Source organism: Mesorhizobium sp. M0909 (genome assembly GCF_040319515.1).
GTDB lineage: Bacteria > Pseudomonadota > Alphaproteobacteria > Rhizobiales > Rhizobiaceae > Mesorhizobium.
Map to the genome: position 1 here is coordinate 189,467 of NZ_JAMYOA010000002.1, position 21,492 is coordinate 210,958.

The 21,492-nt window shown below is 63.3% G+C and carries 19 protein-coding genes; 7 read left to right on the forward strand and 12 right to left on the reverse strand.

The annotated features are described in order from the left end of the window. Positions 1 to 4 precede the first annotated feature (4 nt). Genes NKH83_RS03455 through NKH83_RS03470 form a run of 4 tightly spaced genes read left to right on the forward strand, consistent with a single transcriptional unit; the run spans position 5 to position 4,240 of the window. On the forward strand, positions 5 to 1,519 hold the full coding sequence (locus NKH83_RS03455; RefSeq protein ID WP_352799920.1) for a GMC oxidoreductase: 1,515 nt from the start codon (positions 5 to 7) through the stop codon (positions 1,517 to 1,519). Beyond that, positions 1,516 to 2,277, forward strand: a complete 762-nt coding sequence (locus NKH83_RS03460; RefSeq protein WP_352802131.1) for a 3-ketoacyl-ACP reductase — start codon at positions 1,516 to 1,518, stop codon at positions 2,275 to 2,277. The genes NKH83_RS03455 and NKH83_RS03460 overlap by 4 nt, the downstream gene beginning before the upstream one ends. Positions 2,278 to 2,289: 12 nt before the next feature. Continuing rightward, complete coding sequence (locus tag NKH83_RS03465) at positions 2,290 to 3,918, forward strand: GMC family oxidoreductase (RefSeq protein WP_352802132.1); 1,629 nt, start codon at positions 2,290 to 2,292, stop codon at positions 3,916 to 3,918. Positions 3,919 to 3,928: 10 nt separating this feature from the next. After that, positions 3,929 to 4,240, forward strand: a complete 312-nt coding sequence (locus NKH83_RS03470; protein ID WP_352802134.1) for a Dabb family protein — start codon at positions 3,929 to 3,931, stop codon at positions 4,238 to 4,240. Here NKH83_RS03470 and NKH83_RS03475 read toward each other — a convergent pair whose 3' ends face one another. The 12 genes from NKH83_RS03475 to NKH83_RS03530 form a co-directional block, all read right to left on the reverse strand. Further along, complete coding sequence (locus NKH83_RS03475) at positions 4,241 to 5,086, reverse strand: EamA family transporter (RefSeq protein WP_023675361.1); 846 nt, start codon at positions 5,084 to 5,086, stop codon at positions 4,241 to 4,243. A 7-nt stretch (positions 5,087 to 5,093) separates the two neighbouring features. After that, positions 5,094 to 6,008 (reverse strand): endonuclease/exonuclease/phosphatase family protein, encoded by a 915-nt coding sequence (locus NKH83_RS03480; RefSeq protein WP_352802136.1) that lies wholly within the window; start codon positions 6,006 to 6,008, stop codon positions 5,094 to 5,096. Between the two features lie 89 nt (positions 6,009 to 6,097). Further along, the gene (locus NKH83_RS03485) at positions 6,098 to 7,648 is read right to left on the reverse strand and encodes a cation:proton antiporter (RefSeq protein ID WP_352802138.1); all 1,551 of its coding nucleotides are present in this window, start codon (positions 7,646 to 7,648) and stop codon (positions 6,098 to 6,100) included. A gap of 141 nt (positions 7,649 to 7,789) precedes the next feature. Beyond that, positions 7,790 to 8,854 (reverse strand): ABC transporter ATP-binding protein, encoded by a 1,065-nt coding sequence (locus tag NKH83_RS03490; protein ID WP_352799902.1) that lies wholly within the window; start codon positions 8,852 to 8,854, stop codon positions 7,790 to 7,792. 17 nt (positions 8,855 to 8,871) lie between these two features. Then, entirely contained in the window at positions 8,872 to 9,663 is a 792-nt protein-coding gene (locus NKH83_RS03495) for an ABC transporter permease (RefSeq protein WP_352478173.1), read from the reverse strand. Then, the gene (locus NKH83_RS03500) at positions 9,660 to 10,574 is read right to left on the reverse strand and encodes an ABC transporter permease (protein WP_023675356.1); all 915 of its coding nucleotides are present in this window, start codon (positions 10,572 to 10,574) and stop codon (positions 9,660 to 9,662) included. The genes NKH83_RS03495 and NKH83_RS03500 overlap by 4 nt, the downstream gene beginning before the upstream one ends. 64 nt (positions 10,575 to 10,638) lie before the next feature. Continuing rightward, positions 10,639 to 11,745, reverse strand: a complete 1,107-nt coding sequence (locus tag NKH83_RS03505) for an ABC transporter substrate-binding protein (protein WP_254816895.1) — start codon at positions 11,743 to 11,745, stop codon at positions 10,639 to 10,641. A gap of 242 nt (positions 11,746 to 11,987) precedes the next feature. Continuing rightward, complete coding sequence (locus tag NKH83_RS03510; protein ID WP_352802141.1) at positions 11,988 to 13,160, reverse strand: iron-containing alcohol dehydrogenase; 1,173 nt, start codon at positions 13,158 to 13,160, stop codon at positions 11,988 to 11,990. Positions 13,161 to 13,177: 17 nt separating this feature from the next. Further along, entirely contained in the window at positions 13,178 to 14,566 is a 1,389-nt protein-coding gene (locus NKH83_RS03515) for an aldehyde dehydrogenase family protein (protein WP_352802143.1), read from the reverse strand. A 180-nt stretch (positions 14,567 to 14,746) separates the two neighbouring features. Further along, on the reverse strand, positions 14,747 to 16,117 hold the full coding sequence (locus NKH83_RS03520) for a glutamine synthetase family protein (protein WP_352478167.1): 1,371 nt from the start codon (positions 16,115 to 16,117) through the stop codon (positions 14,747 to 14,749). 107 nt (positions 16,118 to 16,224) lie between these two features. Further along, positions 16,225 to 17,781: an amino acid permease gene (locus NKH83_RS03525; protein ID WP_254816891.1), complete on the reverse strand. Its 1,557-nt coding sequence runs from the start codon at positions 17,779 to 17,781 to the stop codon at positions 16,225 to 16,227. Positions 17,782 to 17,802: 21 nt separating this feature from the next. Continuing rightward, positions 17,803 to 18,627, reverse strand: coding sequence for an N-formylglutamate amidohydrolase (locus NKH83_RS03530; RefSeq protein ID WP_352802146.1), 825 nt, complete (start codon positions 18,625 to 18,627; stop codon positions 17,803 to 17,805). Between the two features lie 145 nt (positions 18,628 to 18,772). Here NKH83_RS03530 and NKH83_RS03535 point away from each other — a divergent pair, with 145 nt between their 5' ends. The 3 genes from NKH83_RS03535 (at position 18,773) to NKH83_RS03545 (ending at position 21,471) form a co-directional block, all read left to right on the forward strand. Then, the gene (locus NKH83_RS03535; protein ID WP_254816889.1) at positions 18,773 to 19,600 is read left to right on the forward strand and encodes a MurR/RpiR family transcriptional regulator; all 828 of its coding nucleotides are present in this window, start codon (positions 18,773 to 18,775) and stop codon (positions 19,598 to 19,600) included. Positions 19,601 to 20,121: 521 nt separating this feature from the next. After that, positions 20,122 to 20,937 (forward strand): SDR family oxidoreductase, encoded by an 816-nt coding sequence (locus NKH83_RS03540; RefSeq protein WP_352802148.1) that lies wholly within the window; start codon positions 20,122 to 20,124, stop codon positions 20,935 to 20,937. 39 nt (positions 20,938 to 20,976) lie between these two features. Then, positions 20,977 to 21,471 (forward strand): MaoC family dehydratase, encoded by a 495-nt coding sequence (locus NKH83_RS03545; RefSeq protein WP_031211357.1) that lies wholly within the window; start codon positions 20,977 to 20,979, stop codon positions 21,469 to 21,471. Positions 21,472 to 21,492 lie beyond the last annotated feature (21 nt).

The window sequence follows — 21,492 nt, forward strand, 5'->3', positions numbered from 1 at the left end:
GGCCATGACAAATCCAGACATCGTCATCATCGGCTCCGGCATCGGCGGCGCCACGATCGCCTCCGGCCTTGCCGGCAGTGGCGCCTCGATCCTGATGCTGGAACGCGGCGAAGCCCTGCCGGCAACCCCGCACGCACGCGACACCCGCGCAATCTTCGTCGATGGCCACTATAGGCCGAAGGAGATGTGGCTCGAGGCCGGCGGAGCGCCTTTCAACCCGGGCAATTACTACTATGTCGGCGGCAATTCGAAATTCTACGGCGCGGTGCTGATCCGCTACCGCAGGGAAGACTTTTCGGAGATGGAGCACTATGGCGGCATCTCGCCGGCCTGGCCGTTTTCCTACGAGGAATTCGAACCCTGGTATTCCAGGGCCGAGCAGCTGTACCGCGTGCGCGGTGCACTCGGCGAAGACCCGACCGAGCCGTTCCACTCGATGCCCTACCCTTTCGGGCCGGTGCCGGACGAGCCGCCGATCGCGCGTGCCCGCGCCGAGCTCAGGAGCCTGGGCCTGCACCCGGCATCGCTGCCGCTCGGCGTCGACCTCGAAGCCTGGCTGAAAGACGGCAGCACGCCGTGGGACGCTTTTCCCAACACCGGCGTCGGCAAGGTCGACGCCCAAACGGGGCCGCTGACCGCCGCCCTTGCCGACCAGAACATCAAGCTCGAGACCGGCGCCCACGTCGAACATCTCGAGGCATCGCCGGATGCGAGGACAATCGCCGCCGTCCATTATCGACAGAACGGTACGCTGAAGAAAGTCGCGCCGAAGTTGGTCATCCTATCGGCCGGCGCAGTCAATTCCGCCGCCATCTTGCTGCGCTCGCCCACCCCTCAGGGCAGAGGCGGTGGCAAAGGCCTGGCCAACCGCTCCGACCAGGTCGGCCGCAACTTCATGAACCACAATTCGAGCGCCATGCTGGCGATCGATCCACGCCGCCGGAACAAATCCGTCTACCAGAAGACGCTGATGCTGAACGATTATTATCTGTCCGACGGCAGGGGCGGCAAGCCGCTCGGCAATGTCCAGCTCCTCGGCAAGATCGACGGCAATATCCTCAAGGCCAATGTCAGGCGCGCGCCCAAATTCGCGCTCGATTTCATGGCCGGCCACGCCGTCGACTGGTATCTGATGTGTGAAGACCTGCCCGATCCCGAGAGCCGCATCATGGTCGACGGCAAGGACATCGTCATGCAGTGGCGGCGCTCCAACATGCAGTCGCTCGACGGACTGACCAAGGTGATGCGCGAGAATTTCCGCGCCTGCGGCTATCCGATCGTCCTGTCGCGGCCGTTTGACAAGCGCACGCCCTCGCATCAGTGCGGCACGGTGAAGATGGGCAACGATCCAGCGACCTCGCCGCTGGATCCGTTCTGCCGCTCCTTCGACCACAGCAATTTGTTTGTCGTCGATGCCGGCTTCCTGCCGAATTCGGCCGCCGTCAATCCGGCGCTGTCGATCGCCGCACAGGCGCTGCGCGTCGCCGACCACATCCGCAAGACGGAGCTTGCAACATGAGCCGCCCGGCAGCCATCGTCACCGGCGGCGCGCGCGGCATCGGCCTTGCTTGCGCCGAGGCGCTGGCCGATGCAGGCTTCGACATCCTCGTTGCCGACCTTGCCGGCGAAGCCGCCGACGAACTCGCCGCCGACATCACCGGGCGCGGCGCGAAATTTGCCTATGCCAGCAGCGACATCGCCGACCTCGACGGCCATGCAGCGCTGATCGATGTCGCGACAAGCGCCTTCGGCCGCATCGACTGCCTGGTCAACAATGCTGGCATCGGCACTGTCCTGCGCGGCGATCTGCTCGAGCTCAAGCCGGAAAATTTCGACCGGGTGCTCGGCATCAATCTGCGCGGCACGGTGTTCCTCAGCCAGGCCGTCGCCAAAGCGATGCTAGGCCTGCCGGGCGATGGTGCGAGATCGATCATCACCGTCACCTCGGTCAGTGCCGCCATGGCCTCGCCGGAACGTTGCGACTACTGCATTTCCAAGGCCGGGCTTTCGATGTGGGTGAAGAACCTGGCGCTGCGGCTTGCCACCGAAAACATCGCCGTGTTCGAGGTGCGGCCGGGCATCATCCGCACCGAGATGACCGCGGGTGTCACCGCCAAATATGACGCGCTGATCGAGAGCGGGCTGGTGCCGGCGATGCGCTGGGGCGAGGGCCAGGATATCGGTGCCGCCGTGGCGGCGCTCGCCGGCGGCAAGCTCGGCTTTTCGACCGGCTCGGTCATCAATGTCGACGGCGCGCTGTCGGTGCCGAGGCTATGAACAGGTGATGCCATGACCGACTTCATAATCGTCGGCGCCGGCCCGGCCGGCTGCGTACTCGCCAACCGGCTGAGCGAAGATCCGTCGCATCAGGTGCTGCTGCTCGAAGCCGGCGGCAAGGACTGGCATCCGCTGATCCACATGCCGGCCGGTTTTGCCAAGATGACCAAGGGCATCGCCGCCTGGGGCTGGTCGACTGTGCCGCAAAAGCACATGAACGACCGCGTCTTCCGATACACGCAGGCCAAGGTGATCGGTGGCGGCTCGTCGATCAACGCCCAGATCTACACGCGCGGCAATGCCCGCGACTACGACGCCTGGGAGAAGGAAGAAGGTCTTGCCGGCTGGGGCTATCGCGACGTGCTGCCCTATTTCAAACGCGCCGAGAACAATCAACGTTATGCCAACGATTTTCACGGCGACCAGGGCCCGCTCGGCGTGTCGAACCCGATCGCGCCGCTGCCGATCTGCGAGGCCTATTTCCGCGCCGGGCAGGAGATGGGCATCCCCTTCAATCCCGACTTCAACGGCGCCAGCCAGGAGGGCGTCGGCTATTACCAATTGACGCAGAAGGACGCCAAGCGCTCCTCCGCCTCGGTCGCCTATCTCAGGCCGATCCGCGAGCGCAAGAATCTTACCATCAGGACCGGCGTTCTGGTGACGCGCATCGTCGTCGACAAGGGCCGCGCCATCGGCGTCGAAATCGTCGACAGGCCGGGCGGCCAGCCAGCGATCCTGCGCGCCGAACGCGAGGTGATCGTCTCGTCCGGCGCAATCGGCTCGCCGAAGCTTTTGATGCAGTCGGGCATCGGCCCTGCCGACCATTTGAAGGCGGCCGGCGTGACGCCTGTGCACGACCTGCCAGGTGTCGGCTCCAATCTGCAGGATCATCTCGACCTGTTCGTCATCGCCGAATGCACCGGCGAGCACACTTACGACAACTACGCCAAGCTGCACTGGATGGCGTGGGCCGGCCTTCAGTACCTGCTCCTGAAGAAGGGCCCGGTGGCCTCCAGCCTGTTCGAGACCGGCGGCTTCTGGTACGCCGATCCGACCGCCGCCTCTCCCGATATCCAGCTGCATCTCGGCCTCGGCTCCGGCATCGAGGCCGGCGTCGAGAAGCTGAACAATCCGGGCGTGACACTGAACTCGGCCTTCCTGCGCCCGCGCTCGCGCGGCACGGTGCGGCTGAACAGTGCCGACCCGGCTGACCGCCCGCTGATCGATCCGAACTATTGGTCCGATCCCTATGACCGCGACATGTCGATCAAGGGGCTGAGGCTGGCGCGCGAGATCATGCGGCAGAAGGCGCTGGCCCCCTATGTGCTGCGCGAGGTACTGCCGGGACCCGACCTGCAGAGCGGCGACGAGCTGTTCGACTACGCCTGCCGCAGTTCCAAGACCGACCACCACCCGGTCGGCACCTGCCGCATGGGTTACGATGCGATGAGCGTGGTGACGCCGGAGCTCAGGTTACGTGGCATCGATGGCCTGCGTGTCTGCGACGCCTCGGTGATGCCGCTCATCCCCTCCTCGAACACTAATGCCCCGACGGTCATGGTTGGTGAAAAGGGCGCCGATCTGATCCTTGGCCGCGAGCCGCTGCCGCCGGCGGTGTTTTCCACCAACCGAGCGGCATGAGGGACAAGGAATGATCCGGCACTGTGTTTTCGTCAGAGTCCGCAACGATGTCGCTAACGCCGAGCGGGCGGCGATCCATGCCGATCTCGAAGCGTTGCGGTCGATGATCGACGGCATGGGCAAGGTCGAATTCGGCGCCAACACCAGCCCCGAACCCTTCGCCCGCGGCTTCACATACGGCTTCACCATCGACTTTCGCGATGCCGCCGCACGCGATGCCTATCTCGAGCATGAAGCGCATCAGCGAGCCGGCGCAAGACTGGTCGCGGCGCTCGAAGGCGGCACGGACGGCCTGATGGTGTTCGACCTGGAGATCGCGTGACTATCCCATTCTCAGCGCAACCACGCCGGCAACGATGCTGAGCACCGCGGCACCCCGCCATGCCGTCATCTTCTCGCCGAGAGCGAACACCGAGATCATCATGGCGAACAGGATCGATGTTTCGCGCAGCGACGCCACCGAGGCGATCGGCGCCTTGGTCATCGCCCACATCACGATCCAGTAGGCGCCGCCGCTGAGCACGCCGGTATAGATTCCTGCCTTCCAGTCGCGGGCCAGCACCGGCAGCGCCTGTGGGCCGCGAAAGACGACGCAAAGCACCAGCGCCCACAGCGCATCGCAGACGAACAACCAGGCCGCATAGCTCGATGCGGTGGCGGCCAGCCGCGCGCCGCTGCCGTCCGACAGCGTATAGCTGGCGATGAAGATGGATGTGCCCAACGCGAAACCGACAGCGCGCAGGTTCAATTTCTCCAGATGCGCGCCGCCGCGAAACGACAGCACCAGCGTGCCCGCCGACAACAAGAGAATGCCGAGAATGGCGAGCGGCGCCGGCATCTCGGCAACCACCACAACGCCCCCCAAAGCGGCCAGCAAGGGCGCGGTGCCGCGCGCCAGCGGATAGGTCTGGGCGAAATCGCCGGCCTTGTAGGCGCCGATCAGGAACGTCCTGTAGCCCATGTGGAAGACAACCGAGGCGAGGATGTATGGCCACACTTCCGGCTTCGGCACCTCGACGAAGGGCAACGTCACCAGTGCGGCGGCGCCCATGCCGAGCGTCATCAGCGTTATCGACAGGAAACGGTCGAGATGGACCTTGACCAGCGCATTCCAGATCGCATGCATGGAAGCGGCGGCGAGCACCGCGAAAAAGACAAACAGGCTCATCGGCGGTTCATCCGCCGCCCGTCCCTATGGCGATAGGCGTCTCCAGGTCGATATCGACCCAGAGCGGAAAATGATCGGAGGCGACTTGGCCGATATCGGCGCTGACCGATCGCACGCGCCCGGCAAACATGCCGCCGACGAAGCAATGGTCGAGCCGGCGCTTTGCGATCCTGCCGTCGATGGTCTTCACATGGGTGTGGAAGTCCGACGTCGGTTCGCGGGCGACGGCGGCGGCGTCGACAAAACCGTCGAGATAGGCGGCACCGCGATGATAGGGCGCGCTGCCGACGATGCGGCGGTACTCGGCGCTACCCGGCTCCATATTGAAGTCGCCCAACCAGATCGCCGCTACGGGGTTTTCTGGCTCCTGTTCGCCATTGCTCCAGTTGCGCGCCGGCTCGTCGTCGGCGCCGCTCCATGGGCCGCCCTCGGACCGCGCGCGGCGATGCTCGGCCAGCAAATAGTCGATCTGCTCCAGCCGCTCCTCGGCCGCGATATGCGCCAGATGCAGCGAAAAGAACCGCACCGGGCCGGCAGGGGTGCGGATCATGCATTCAAGTGCGGCGTTGCGGGTGTTGAGCGGCCGCAGCGTGCGCCTGAGCGGCAGCGTGTGCAGCCGCGACCAGACAATCGGCAGCTTAGACAGAACTATGGTGCCGAATTGCCGCCGCCGGTTGACGATGCGGCCGTCACGCCGCTGGCTGGCATCCATGTCGAAGGCCGGGCCGTAGACCCAATGGTAGTCGGGCAGCAATCGCGAAAGAAGTTCCGGCTGGTCGTCCTCGTTGCTGCGTAACCAGTGCCGCTCGACTTCCTGCAAGGCGATGACGTCGGCGCCGGCGACGACCTTGGCGCAACGCGCCAGATCGTAGCGGCCATCGCCGCCGAAGCCGTACTGGATGTTATAGCTGACCAGCTTCATTGCTTATCCGGCTCAGTTTCCTGCTGGCAGTAGCCGTTCGGTGGATTGGTTGCAATGTGCAGCCGAACGGAGGGAGCTTGGGCCAGATGCTAAGTCGTCAGTGGCTGGAACCGCCCGGGCGGGGATGCAGCCAGTTCCGACCAGTCGATCTCTTCCTCGAGGCGGTGGTAGGCCTCGTCGCCGATCGTTCCGTCGATGCGCAGGCGCTCCAGTGCATCGCGCTGGCTTTTGATGGCATAAAGACGCAACCTGTCATACTCGGTCGCCGCCTGGGCATCCTCCGGGTTCTCGGCGATGGCGCGCTGGGCGGCATATTGCTCGCGCACCGCCCCCGCGGCGCTCGACGTCTTGCCGCTGAGCACGTCGAGCGCAGCCTGCATGATGGCGACGCGCGCCCGCGCCACCTCCCGGTCGACCGTCTGGTCGGGCTTGAGATTGAGCACACTCAGCAACGGCTTCAGGCTGACGCCTTGCAGCACCAGCGTGCCGAGCACGACCGTGAAAGCGGCGAGCACGATCGGATCACGGCCCGGAAAGTCGGCCGGCAAGGCGAAGGCTGCCGCAAGCGTCACCAGGCCGCGCATGCCGCACCAGCCGATAAGCACGCCGCCGCGAAATGTCGGCGCGTCCTTCCGCCTGTCCTCGTCGCCCAGACGTGCCAGCGCTCTGAGGATCGCGCCGCAGCCCAGCACCCAGACGAGCCGCGATACGATGACAATGGCCAGCACCGCCAGGGCAAAGACGAACGCCTCGCTTTGTCCTTGCTCGGCAAGTCGACCGACAATCGATCGCGCTTGCAGGCCCATCAGGACGAAGGCCAGGACGTTGAGCACGAACACCGCCGTCTCCCAGACCGAGTAGGAGCTGACACGATTCCTTGCCGGCATGCGGCGCGGCGATGTACGGGCGATCGTCATGGCATAGACGACGATCGTGATGATGGCGGACAGCCCTATCCTGTCGGCCAGGATCCAGACGCCAAAGGTTGAGGCGAATTGCACCACGGTGCCGCTCGCCGGATCGTCGATACGGCCGAGTATGGCGAGAGACAACCGGCCTAGCACATAGCCTGCGGCAAGGCTGCCGACCGTCGACAGCAGGATCATTGGTATGGCACTGCTCAATAGGATGGAGCCGGCGGCTGCGGAAACCGACATTCGGTAGATCAGCAGTGCCGTCGCGTCATTGAGAAGGCTCTCGCCTTCCAGGATGGCGGTGATGCGGTGCGGTACCTTGAACTGCCCGAGCACGGCCGCCGCTGCCACCGCATCGGGCGGCGCCACAATCGCGCCAAGCGCTATGGCGGCGGCGACGGGCAGGCCTGCCATCGTCCAGCCCACCAGAGCGACCGCCACCGTGGTGAAGATGACGGCGCCAAGCGCCAGCAGGATGAGCGAAACCTTGTAGCGGTTGAGATCGCGCAGCGACGTGTCGTAGGCCGCGTCGAGCAGAACCGGCGCGATGAACAGAGCGAGCGCCAGCTCCGGGTCGATCTCGATGGTCGGGGCAAACGGCAGGAAGGCGATGCCAGCGCCGGCCAGCGCCAACAATGAAGGATAGGGAATCTGCAGACGCCGCGACAGCGCGGTCAGGACGACCGCGATGAGAAGCAGGACAAGGGTGAGTTCAAAAAGCGCCATGCCTTATCGTAGCGGTGAAGCCGGGCGATTGGCACTGCAAAAACGGCAACGGCTTTGGCTGCTCGTGAATGGTGAATGGCTGCGTGCAGAGGAATTTCGGCGCGTAAAGCGCTTGCTCACCATTCACTATTCCCTCTTCCTCTAATGCAGCACCAGCATGTCGCCCGACGAGAACGAAATCTCGGCCTTTTCGCCGACGGCTGGCGGCGGCGTGGCCGGGCTGTTGAACGTGTCGAGCGAGACCGTGCTGCCGCCGATACCGACGCGCACCCGGATGACCGAGCCGAGGAAATGCACCTCGGCGATTTCGCCCGAAAGGCTGGAGTCGCGGCCGGGGTGGCGGCCGAGCGAAATCGCTTCCGGACGCAGTGCCAACGACAGCGTGTCGCCGGGTTTCGAGCCGTTGAGCTTGCCCTTGAGCGAAACCTCTTGCGAATTGACGCGCACCTTGCCCGAAGCCGCGTCGGTGACCGTGCCTTCAAGCACGTTCAGCGTGCCGACGAAATTGGCAACGAATTTGGTTGCCGGCCGGTTGTAGATCTCGAACGGCGTGCCTACTTGCTCGGCCTTGCCGCCATACATGACGGCAATGCGGTCGGAGATCGACAGCGCCTCTTCTTGGTCGTGGGTGACGAAGATGGTGGTGATGCCGAGCTTCTTCTGGATCGAGCGGATTTCCTCGCGCAGCGACACGCGCACCTTCGCGTCGAGCGCCGATAGCGGCTCATCGAGCAGCAACAGCTTCGGCTTCGGCGCAATTGCCCGCGCCAGCGCGATGCGCTGCTGCTGGCCGCCGGAAAGCTGGTAGGGATAGCGGTCGCCCATCTGCGGCAGCTTGATGATATCGAGCATTTCGGCAATGCGCCTGTCGGCATCGGCCTTTGGCATGCCGGCGACCTTCAGCCCGAAGCCGATATTCTGCGCCACGGTGAGGTTCGGAAACAGCGCATAGGCCTGGAACACCATGCCGACATTGCGCTGATTGGGCTTCAGCCGGGTGATGTCCTTGCCGGCCACGACGATCTTGCCGGCGGACGGCTCTTCGAAACCAGCGACCATGCGCAGCACCGTCGTCTTGCCGCAGCCCGATGGCCCAAGGAAAGAGACGAATTCGCCCGGCTCGACGTCGAGGTTGAAATCCTGCACCACGGTGATGGGGCCGAAGGATTTTCGCACATGCTGGATTGAGAGGAATGGCTCGGCCATGGCTTTCTTCTTTCGGGTCAGTTCGGCCGGTTCGCCGATCGCGGCGCGAAACGCGACAGGATCTGGATCAGCGACATGCAGCCCCAGGTGATGGCGAAGGCGATGATGGCAAGCGCCGCCGGCTCGTAGGCCCGGTTGGCGCCGACGTTCTGCAGATAGGGTCCGAAGGCAGGCCGGTTGAGCAGGCTGGCCATGGTGAATTCGCCTATCACGATGGCGAAGGTCAGGAAGGCGCCCGACAGCACCGCGATCAGCACATTGGGCAGGATGACCCGGGTGATGATCGTGCCCCAGCCGGCGCCGAGAATCTGCGCCGCCTCGGTCAGTGTCCGCACGTCGATCGTGCGAAGTCCGGTGTCGACGGCGCGATACATATAGGGCAGCGCCAGCGTCGCATACCCGATGACCAGCAAGGCATTGGCTCCTGTCTCGCTGCCCAGGAACGGCAGCGGTGAGTTCGACCCGTACATTCTAATGTAGCCGAAGACGATGACGATGGCGGGAATGACCAGCGGCAGCAGCGTGATGAACTCGACGACGGGCCTGAGCTGCGGCATCCGCAGACGGATCCAATAAGCGGTAGGCACCACGATCAGCACGCCGAGAATGATGGTGAAAACAGCAGCGAGTACGGAATAGCCGAAGGTCGCCTGGAAACGGGGGTCGCCAAACACGACTTTGTACGCATCGAAGGAATAGGCGCCGCGCCGCATGCGCATGGAAAATTCCACGGTCGCGATAAGCGGAATGAAGAAGTAGGCAGCGCCCAGCGCGAAGACGACCCAGGCCCAGAAACGTCCGCTCTTCATTTAAGCCACCTTTCCGAGCGCGTCCGGAACCAGATGTAGAAGACATTGGCAAGCCCGGTGATGACGATCATACCGAAGGCAATGGCATAGCCGAGATGGGCATTGTGCAGCACGTCCCCGCGGATCTGCGCGTAGAGCAGGATAGGGACGATGTTAAGCGAGGAGCCGGTCAGAGCGTAAGCGGTGGCGATGGCACCGAAGGCGTTGGCGAACAAGAGGATGACGGTGCCGAGGAAGCTTGGCCAGATCACCGGAATGACGACCATACGCCAGAACTGCGCCTGGGTCGCGCCAAGCGTTGCCGCCGCTTCGCCCCATTCCTTCTTCAGCCCGTCGATCGCTGGCACGATGATCACCACCATCAGCGGGATCTGGAAATAGACATAGGTCAGTGTCAGGCCCCAGAACGACAGAATGTTGAAACCATGGGCATAAATGTTGAAGCCGACCAATACGTTGAGCAGCACCGTGGCGAGCCCGAGCCGGCCGAGCGTCGCGAGAAAGGCGAAGGCCAGCGGCACGCCGGCAAAATTGGAGGCCACGCCGGAGAATGTCAGTGTCGCCGAGCGTATCCACTCCGGCAGCCCGCCGCGCACGATGGCGATGGCAATGGCAAGCCCCGCGAAAGCACCGATCAGCGACGAGGCGAGGCTGACCTTGATTGAGATCCAGTAGGCGGCAACGATCGACGGCTGCGCCAAGGCCGCTATGTTCTCGAAAGTGAATTCGCCGGCATCGTTCCGGAATGCGCCCAGCATCAGATAGAGCGTGGGCAGGATCAGGAACATGATGGCGAAGATGAAGAAAGGCGCAACGCCAAGCCATTGTGTCGGCAGCCTCATGCTGCGGGCGTCGGCAGGAGGCGCGGTCTTCCCGGCAACAGCGTGATCGGACAACGAGATATCGGTCATGCGCCGGCTACCGTCCTGGAGGTATGCCGGGCGGCGATCTAAGCCGCCCGGCTGATCTCAAGTCTTACTTGACGTTGGCGCCGACGACGGCATCCCAGTTCTTGGTGATGGCTTCCTTGGCCTTGCCCTGCTCGTCGAGTGTCGGGAACACCGCGGCTGCATAGGACTCGGCCGGCGGCAGCTTGGCCATCACGTCAGCCGGGAGCTTGCCATTCTTGGCGAGGTCGTTGAAGCGGATCGGGTGACAATAGCCCTTCAGCCAGCCGATCTGGCCTTCGTCGGAATAGAGATATTCCAGCCATAGCTTGGCAGCATTCGGGTGTGGCGCATAGGCGCTGATCGCCTGAACATAGACGCCGGCGACGACACCGGTCTTCGGCACGACGACGTCGACCGGCGGATTGCCCTTCAGCGTATCGCGGCCGGCAAGCGCGTTATAATCCCAGGTCACCAGGATTGGCGTCTGGCCTTGGGCAAGCGTCGCGGGCTTGCCGATGACCGGCACGAAATTGCCGGCGGCGTTGAGCTTCTTGAAGAAGTCGAGACCAGCCGTGCCGGCGGCTTCGCCGGCGGCCGCACCGCTGGAAAGGCCGGCGGCATAGACGGCCTGGATGGCCTGGTTCGAAGCACGCGGGTCACCGGCGAGCGCCACGGTATTGGCAAATTCCGGCTTCAGCAGGTCGGCCCAGTCGGCCGGCGCTTCCTTGACCAGGTCCTTGTTCACCAGAAACGAAAGCACGCCGTAGTAGTCGCCGGTCCAAAAGCCTTCGGCATCCTTGGCGCTGTCCGGGATCGAGTCCCAGGTTGATACTTTATAAGCCTGGATCAGGCCATCCTTCTTTGCGGTCGGGCCGAAGGACAGGCCGACGTCGATAACGTCGGGCGCCTGCGGGCCCTTGTTGTCCTTGTTGGCCTTGATCGCCTCGACCTCGTCGCCGGAGCCGGCATCGGGGTTGAGTTCGTTGATGGTGATTTCCGGGTACTTCGCCTTGAAGCCGTCGATGACGGCGCCATAGCCGCACCAGTCATGCGGCAGCGCGATGGTCGTGAGCTGGCCTTCAGCCTTGGCTGCGGCGACCAGTTCATCCATGGACTGGGCCGACGAGATGGCAGAGGTCGCCATCAGGGCGACGGCCGTAAGGGAAAGCAGTTTTCCCGTGAATTTGAACATGTGTTCTCTCCGTTGAACTGACGCCGTTGGACGCCTGCGATGCGGTATCGTTTTCGTGTGACAGCCAGATGAAAGCTCTGTGAAAGCGATGCCCTGCAGTACGAAAAAGTAAACTCTTTTTAACCGGCTGTAGCAATCGCTACGCGGCTATTTTTCCGGCTAACTAGTTTCGGCCTTGCCGTTCATCCTTTCCCCCTTTCTTCGCCTCTTTTCCAAAGTGGATTTCCAATGCGGAAGTTGTCTCAGACGGCGCCGGCGATGGCGTTTTCGAGCAGCGTCAGCGCCGCCTTCTTGGTCAGCTTGACCGGGTTGCCGCCGGCGGTCGGGTCGACCACCGCCATGTCGGCGATCAGGCCCTTGCGCTTCTTGTCCATGTCGAGCCCCTTGATCAGGCCGGGCAGCGCATGCGGCACCTTGAGCTCTTTGCGCAGCTTGATGATCGCCTTCGCAAAACCGTCGAAGCCGCCCTTAATGCCGCAATAGGCGGCAAGCCGGGCTATGCGCGGCTCAATCGCCTCGCGGTTGAAGGCCAGCACATAAGGCATGAACACGGCGTTGGTCATGCCGTGGTGGGTGTCGTAGAGCGCGCCGATCGGATGCGACAGCGAATGAATCGCGCCAAGCCCTTTCTGGAAGGCGGCGGCCCCCATGGCGGCCGCGCTCATCATGTTGGCGCGGGCGACCAGATCCTTGCCGTTGGCATAGGCTTTCGGCAGGTTTTCGAAGACCAGCCTGATGCCTTCCACCGCGATGCCGTCGGCCATCGGGTGATAGCCCGGCGCACAGTAGGCTTCGAGGCAATGGGCAAGCGCATCCATGCCGGTGCCGGCGGTGATGAAGCCGGGCATGCCCACCGACAGCTCCGGATCGGCAATGACGATCGCCGGCAAGAGTTTCGGATGGAAGATGACCTTCTTGGTGTGGGTCGCCTCATTGGTGATGACGCCGGCGCGACCAACCTCCGAGCCGGTGCCGGCGGTGGTCGGCACCGCGATGATCGGCGCGATCGCATCGGCATCGGCGCGCGTCCACCAGTCGCCGACATCCTCGAAATCCCAGACCGGCCGTGTCTGCCCGGCCTGGAAGGCGATCAGCTTGCCGAGGTCGAGCGCCGAGCCGCCGCCAAAGGCGATGACGCCGTCATGCTTGCCCCCCTTGAACACGGCAATGCCGGCGGTCAGGTTGGAATCGACCGGGTTCGGCTTGACCTCGGAAAACACGCCATACGGCACCTTGGCATCGTCCAGTATTTTCAGCGTCGAAGCCATCACCGGCAGTTTGGCCAGTCCCGGGTCGGTAACGAACAGCGGCCGCTTGATGCCGGTCGCCGCCAGCACCTCCGGCAGCTCCTTGATGCGTCCGGCGCCGAAGCGGACGGTGGTCGGGTAGTTCCATTTGGAAACGAGTTTTGTCATTTTTGTCTTTCGAAAAATCAGATGGCTTCGCGCAGATGGTATGATTTCGGCCTGGTCAGATTGTCGTAGCCGATGGCCGACAGTGCCGCGCCCTTGCCGGTGTCCTTGACGCCGGTCCAGACCAGCGCCGGGTCGAGATAGTCGCAGCGGTTCATGAACACGGTGCCGGTCTCGACGCGGTCGCCGATCGCCGCCGCGTGGTCGGTGTCGCGCGTCCAGATCGAAGCCGTCAGCCCATAGGGGCTGTCGTTCATCAGCGCGATCGCCTCCTCGTCGTTGCGCACCTTCATGATGCCGACGATCGGGCCAAAGCTTTCCTCGCGCATGACGCTCATCTGGTGGTTGACCTGGGTCAGGACTTCCGGCGCCAGATAGGGCGAACCTTGCCTGTCGTTGGCCACCTTCATATTGATGTGCGCCCTGGCGCCCTTGCGCAACGCCTCGGCTTTCTGCTCGCGGATCAGGTCGGCGAAGCGCGCCTGCGCCATCGGTCCCATGGTGGTCGCCTGGTCGAGCGGATTGCCGACGACGTAGTTGCTGGTCTCGGCAATGAAGCCCTCGACGAATTCATCGTAGACCTTCTCGTGGACATAGACGCGTTCGATGCCGCAGCAGCACTGGCCGGAATTGTAGAAGGCGCCGTCGACCAGATTGGCAACGGCATGGTCCATCTTGGCGTCCGGCAGCACATAGGCCGGATCCTTGCCGCCGAGTTCGAGGCCGAGCGTCATGAAGGTGCCCGCGGCCGCCGTTTCGATGGCGCGGCCGCCGGCGACCGAGCCGGTGAAGTTGACATGGTCGATCTTGCCGGAGCCGAGCAGCCTTTCGGTCTGCGCGTGGTTCATGACAAGGTTCTGGAACAGGCCCTTGGGCAGGCCTGCTGTGTCGAACGCCTGCTGAAAACGTTCGCCGACCAACAATGTCTGCGCCGCGTGCTTGAGGATGACGGCGCTGCCCGCCATCAGCGCCGGGACGATGGTGTTGATGGCGGTGAGATAGGGATAGTTCCATGGCGCGATCACCATGACCACGCCGAGTGGCACTTTCTTCACATAACGGCGAAAGCCGTCCTTCGGGTTGGAGGCCATGACCGGCTTCAAGGCCGCCTCGGCGATCTCGACCATGTAGCTAACGCGTTCCCTGACGCCGCCGAACTCGCCGCCATAGCGCACCGGCCTGCCCATCTGCCAGGCGATCTCCGGCACGATCTCGCCGGTCATGGCGACCAGCGCTTCAAGCATGGCAAGCATGTATTTGCCGCGCTCGACGACTGGCGTCTGCGCCCACTTCTCCTGCGCCGCCTTGGCGCGCTCAACTGCGGCACCGATCGCCTGGTCCGTCGCCAGAGGCCGTTCGGCATAGATCGAACCGTCGACAGGGGATTTTATCTTGACCGTTTCGGTCATGCCTTGGGTCCTCGCATTCTACAATAATTATCGTTGGTCACGCCGCCCTCATCCGCCTGCCGGCACCTTTCCGCCTATAGTGACGGAGAAGGGACAAGCTCCAGCGCTGGCGACCCCCTCTCCCCGTTCTTCACGAGAGGGTAAAGGTGAGGGGCGGGCGGCGCCGACATTGCCAGCCATTCAATACCGCTCGAAACCTCTGTGCAGTTCCCAGTCCGTAATCCGGCGGTCGTACTCGAACTGTTCCCAGTGTGCCGTGTGGATGTAATGCTCCAGCACATCGTCGCCGAGCGCGTGCCTCAGCATCTTCGATTCCGCCAGCGTTGCGGTGGCGTCGCGCAGTGTCTTTGGAATTTCAGGCAGCTGCGAGGCCTGGTAGGCGTCGCCGACGAAGGGCTTCTGCAGTTCAAGCTTTTCATCGATGCCGGCAAGGCCGGCTGCGATCAGTGCCGCGAAGGCGAGATAAGGATTAAGGTCGGCGCCGCCGATGCGGCATTCCATGCGGATGCCCTTGGTGCCCTCGCCGCAAAGACGGAAACCGGCGGTGCGGTTGTCCTCGCTCCACATGATCTTGGTCGGCGCAAACGTGCCGGCCTGGAAGCGCTTGTAGGAATTGATGTAGGGCGCCAGGAACCAGGTGAATTCCTTGGCATATTTGAGCTGGCCGGCCGCCCATTGCTGGCCGAGTGTCGACAGCGTCCACTCGGCATTTTTGTCGTAGAACAATGGCGTCTTGCCGTCGGCGCTCCACAGCGAATTATGGATGTGGCTGGAATTGCCGGCGAGCCCGTAATTGTACTTGGCCATGAACGAGATCGCCTTGCCTTCGGACTCGGCGATTTCCTTGGCGCCGTTCTTCAGGATCACGTGGCGGTCGGCCATGTCGAGCGCCTCGGCGTAGCGGACATTGATCTCTTCCTGGCCTGGCCCCCACTCGCCCTTCGAATTCTCGATCGGGATGCCGGCCGCTTCCATCTCGTTGCGCAGCCGGCGCATGACGCCTTCTTCCTTGGTGGTGATGCCGATCTGGTAATCGCCGATGTAGGGCGATGCCGTCTCGAGGCTCTGCCAGTGCTTTTTGCGAGCGGAATCATAGGTTTCGCTGAACAGATAGAATTCGAGCTCGGATGCGAAATAGCCGATATAGCCGCGTTCCTGCAGCCGCTTGACCTGCTTCTTCAGCATAGCGCGCGGCGAATGCGCCAGGTCGTCATGGGTATGGTGGTCGAGCACGTCGCAGATCACCAGCGCTGTCTTCTCCAGCCAGGGGATCCGCCGCAGCGTCGCAAGGTCCGGCTTCATGACGAAATCGCCATAGCCCTTCGACCAGCTCGCCGCCTTGTAGCCGGGCACCGGTTCCATGTCGATGTCGGCGGCCAGCAGGTAGTTGCAGCCATGCGTCTCGTCATGCGCGGAATCGACGAAATACCGGGCCAGGAACCGCTTTCCCGCAAGCCGCCCCTGCATGTCGACGATGCAGGCCAGCACGGTGTCGACCTCGCCGCTGGAGACCGCTTGCTTCAACTGATCGAAGGAGAAATTTCCGGCCATTCCTTTGGCACTCCAGCGCTTGTCGTTTCGGGCCTGTAAAAAAGACCACTTTGAAGATGTGGGAAGCTATGGCCGGCAAAGCGCCGGCCATAGCTGGAGGACTTGCCTCAGTGGCCGGTTTCGCCGACGGCCTGTTCCGCAGCCTTGATCGCTGCCTGGCGCGCCGCGATGATGTCGCCGAGCGGCGGGCCCTGGAAGCGGTTGCGCTCGAAGGCAAACCAGACGATCGCCGTCAGGATGAAGAAGCCGACGGTGATGTAGAGCGCCCAGTCGTTCGGCGGCTGAATGCCGATGACGAAGATCAGGAGCATCGACAGGATCGAAAGCACGCCGAACAGCATGAAAATGGCGCGCCCCATATTCCACGGCCCCATCTTGTCCCATTTCGGCGTTCCCCAGGCCAGCATGCCGAGTACGATCGGCACGGTGAAGGAGAGGAACAGGAAGATGACGGTGCACGACACGACGATGGTGTAGGCCGAGGTGCCTGCGACTGAAACCAGCGTCGAGCCCCAGACAAACAGGACGGACAGGATCGACGCCGTCCAGATCGCCGCCACCGGCGTGCGGTAGGTCGGGCTGACCTTGGCCAGTGCCGAGGAACCCGGCAGGCCGCCGTCCCGCGAGAAGGCGAAGATCATACGCGAAGCGGAAGTGACGGTGGCGAGGCCGCAAAGCAGCTGTGCCAGGAACACGACGAGGTAGACGAACTCCTTGACGCCCGGGCTGACGCGCTGGTCGAAGGCCCAGAAGAACACGTTCCAGCCCTGCTTGGCCGCATCGTCCATGTTCGGGATCATCAGCACGAAGGCTGCGAGGAACAGATAACCGAAGACGGCCGACCAGATCACCGACATGACCATGGCGCGCGGCACGGAGCTCGCGGCCTTGATGGTCTCCTCGGAAGTATGCGCCGACGCATCGTAGCCGGTGATCGTATAGATCGGCAGCAGCAGGCCAAGCGCGAACACCCAGGCATTGGATACCGACGGCCACACACCGGCGCCGGCATCGCCGGAATAATTGTGGAAGGTGAACAGCCGGCTGAAATCCCAGGTTTCGGCCGAGATCAGGCAGACGACCGCGATGAGGATCGAGCCGAAGAAGATCAGATAGCCCGAGAAGTCGGTCAGCTTGGCCGTCAGCTTGATGCCGAGGTGGTTGATCAGTGCCTGGGCGCCCGTGATGATGACCAGGAAGATCATCTGGTTGGTCAGCGTACCCTCGATGCCGAGCGCCGGTCCGAAGGCGCCGAGGAAAAACGTCCAAGTGCCGACATTGATGGCGCCGAGCACGGTGATCAGCCCGAGCAGGTTGAGCCAGGCCGTCACCCAGCCGGTGCCGCGATTGCCGAGGATCGAGCCCCAATGATAGAGGCCGCCGGCGGTCGGATAGGCCGAGCTGATCTGCGACATCGCTACAGCGAAGGTCAGCGAAACGAAACAGCCGACCAGCCAGCCAATGCCGATGCCGATGCCGCCGGAGCCGGAGGTTGCCTGCGCCAGCGAGTTGATGCCGCCGGACAGGATGCAGATGATCGAAAAGGAGACCGCGAAATTTGAAAAGCGACTGAGGCGCCGCTCTAGTTCCTGGGCATAGCCCATATTGTGGAGGACCTTTACGTCCTCCGCCTTGTCAACTTCAGTGTAGCCCGATGCTGCCATTTTTAGTCCCCTTTTGGTTTCTTAGCTGGCCGATTGAACTGACTTTCCGACTGCGCTTGGTCTGGAGGCCTTGGCCGCCTCGGGCTCCAGATTGAGAAAAATACTCGCGAGCAGATCCGCCCATTTCCGCTGCCCGGCTGCGCCGGCGATCTCGTCGTTGCGGACTTCGATCATCGCGCAAGGCAGCCCGCGCGAGCGCGCATGGCGTTCCAGCGTGAAATAGACCCGGTCGGCCGGCGAATAGGGTTCATTGACGCCGACGGTGACGCCGGCAAGCCGCTGCAGCGCCGCGATCAGCGGCGCCGCCAGCCGGCGGTCCTCATCATGGATGATGCCGATGTGCCACGGCCGGCTTTTGCCTTTATAGAGCGGCGTGAAGGAATGGATCGAGACCAGCCTGGTCTCCCGCCCGGACGCCAGGCGCTCGTCGATGATCGTTGCGATCCGCTCGTGAAACGGTCGCCAAGCCAGCGCGATGCGCGCCTCCCGCTGGTCGGCCGAAAGTCCCTGGTTGGCCGGGACCACGGTTTTTTCGCTGGCGCTGACCGTCACTATCAGGTCCGGCGCGTCGAGCGGCCGGTTGCAGTCGATGACGAGCCGCGAAATGCAAGTCTCGACCAGCGTCGCATCGAGTGCCTCGGCCATGCGGCGCGCCACCGGCAAGGCGCCGGGATCCCAGGCGATGTGGCGGGAAAGATCCTCGGCGGCAAGGCCGAGCGTTCCGAATTCCGGTGGCAGGAAATTCGAGGCGTGGTCGCAGGTCAGCACGAAAGGGCTCGATCCGCCAGGGTTCGTCACCCTTACGGTTTCAGGCGATGCAAGGCTGGCGGGCCGTGCTGTCTCCATTGTCTGCTGTCCCCGGGGAGCGCTGTATCGTATGTTACGTATTTTGCCTCATTGCGTCCCTGCGGATGATTTCATACAGTTTGGCCGGCTTTGTCAAACGCGATTTCGATAATGCGGTAACGGCACGGCCAGGGTGGGGAAAAACATGGTTTCCAGCATTGCCGAACTGATCTCCGACCGCATCGGCGCCATGCCGGCCGGCGAGCGGCGCGCTGCACAAACGTTGATCGCCAGCTATCCGCTGATCGGGCTGAAGACGGTCGCCGAATTCTCGGCTGCCGCCGGCGTGTCGTCGCCGACGATCCTGCGTTTCGTCGCCCGGCTCGGCTTCCAGAACTATCCGGAATTCCAGTCGACGCTGCAAGACGAGCTGGCGGCGCAATTGCAGTCGCCGGCCTCGCGCACGCTCAATCCGCCATCGCAGGGCGCCAGCGCCGTCTCGCCGATGCTGGAGGCAACGCTCGACAATATGCGCGAGACATTCCGGCATCTCTCGGACAAGCAGCTTGCCGACATCGTCGCCAAGCTCGCCGACCGGCGCGGCAAGACATTCCTGATCGGCGGCCGCTTCACCGACCCGCTGGCGCGCTATATGGCGGCCCACCTTGCTATCATCAAACCCAACGTCTTCCATCTCGCCGGCCAGGAAAGTGTCTGGCGCGACCGGCTGATCGACATGGGCAAGCGAGACGTGCTGGTGATCTTCGACATCAGGCGCTATCAGGACAGCCTCGTCCGCTTTGCCGAGACCGCCAACCAGCGCGGCGTGCAGATCGTGCTGTTTACCGACCAGTGGCTGTCGCCGATCGCCCGCTTTGCCCGCCATGTCATCGCCGGGCGCACCGCCGTGCCTTCGGCCTGGGACTCATCCGCCGCCCTTTTCGTCGTTGCCGAAGCGCTGATCGGCGCCGTCACAAGGCAGCTCGAGGCCGACGGCGCCAAACGCATCCGCGAGCTGGAAAGCCTGCGGTAGCGCAGGCTTTTGGAAAGCACGCTCCTGGCCGTGCCTAGTCAAACAAAAAACTGACCATCTGCAGGATCAGGATCAGCAACAAAACGCCAAAGGCAGACGCCAAAACAGCTGCCAGCAGGACGATGCGTTGTTTCTTACCCATAGCTCCCCCGGGGAAGCATAGCTCCCGTCCACGAAGACGAATGTCAGTCCTGCCCTATCGCTCGGCCACCGTCCCACGTCATCAAGACCCGCCTGCGGCTTGGCGGAGGAGTAAGGACGACTTGCTTCACGCGCGAAATGAACCGCTGGGGCCAAGGTGCTCGCTTAGAGGGACGGCTGCATCATTCATCCGACCCATGTCACGGCCGAATGACCACCTTGCCGTTCGGGCTTAACCATTTCAGCCGCAAACCGTGCCATCGCCGCAGTCCGGATACATTTGGCGTGGCAAGGACAATCGTAGTTCGGCTAGCCTTGTCGATGCGAAGCCGCTCCTTGAACCATCAGTCAAACAGCGGTGAACTGCGCGGAGGAAATCGATGAGCTATCTGGACGAGCTGTTCTCAGTCGTCGGCAAGACGGCGCTGGTCACCGGCGCCGCGACCGGCATCGGTCGCATGGCGGCGACCGCTCTGGTCATGGCCGGCGCCTCGGTGATGATCGCCTCGCGCAAGAGCGAGGATTGCGTCGGGGTAGCGGGCGAGTTGAACGGCCTTGGCGCGCCCGGCAGGGCGGAAGGTTTTGCCGGCGACGTCTCCAGCGAGGCCGGCGTTGCGGCGCTTGTGGCCGAGGTCAGGGCGCGGACCGAGCGGCTGCATATCCTGGTCAACAATGCCGGCATCTCCTGGGGCGCGCCGCTGGAAAGCTTTCCCTACCATGCCTGGGCCAAGGTGTTCGGCGTCAATGTCACCGCGGTCTTCCACCTGACGCGCGAGTTGCTGCCTCTGCTCGAGGCCGCCGCCAGCGATGCCGACCCGGCCCGGGTGATCAACCTCGGATCGGTGATGGGCACGCAGCCTTTGGCCGAAGATGCCTACTCCTACTCGGCCTCGAAGGCCGCGGTTCACCACCTGACGCGCATCCTGGCGATCGAATTCGCCGCCCGCCGCATCACCGTCAACGCCTTTGCGCCTGGCCCTTTCCAGAGCCGGATGACGGCCTTCGCCACCGGCACCGAGGACCAGGCAAGACATGTCGGCAACCATGTTCCGATCGGCCGGATCGGCGCACCGGATGACATTGCCGGCGCAACGCTCTATTTGTGCAGCCGTGCCGGCAGCTATGTCACCGGCGCCATCCTGCCGATCGATGGCGGGCAGTCGGTGCAACACGGGCTGACATTATTCAAGGAATGAGACGCACGCCATCCGGCGAGTGAAATGCCGGGGGTGAAGATGGAGGACATCAGCGTGGAACCGATCAGTCTCGATGTGCTTCTGGCCAACGTCGGCAAGGAAGTCGGCGTGTCGCCATGGCGGGTCGTCACCCAGCGCATGATCGACCAGTTCGCCGATGCCACCGACGACCATCAGTTCATCCATTGCGATCCTGAACGCGCCAGCCGCGAAACGCCGTTCGGCGGCACCATCGCGCATGGCTTCCTGTCGCTTTCGCTGTTGTCGGCGATGACCTTCGAAACCATGCCACCGCTGGAAAACAGCAAGATGGGCGTCAATCACGGCTTCGATTCGCTGCGCTTCCTGGCGCCGGTGAAGACCGGCTCGCGCATCCGCACCCGTTTCGTATTGGCCGACGTCAAGGTCAGGCCGTCCGGGTGGGTGCAGACGGCGCACGACGTGACGATCGAGATCGAGGGCTCGAAAAAACCGGCGCTGACCGCGCGCTGGCTGACGCTGACGCTGATCGAACGCCAACCGGAAGCGGTTTGACTGGCATCCAAGCCTGGGAAC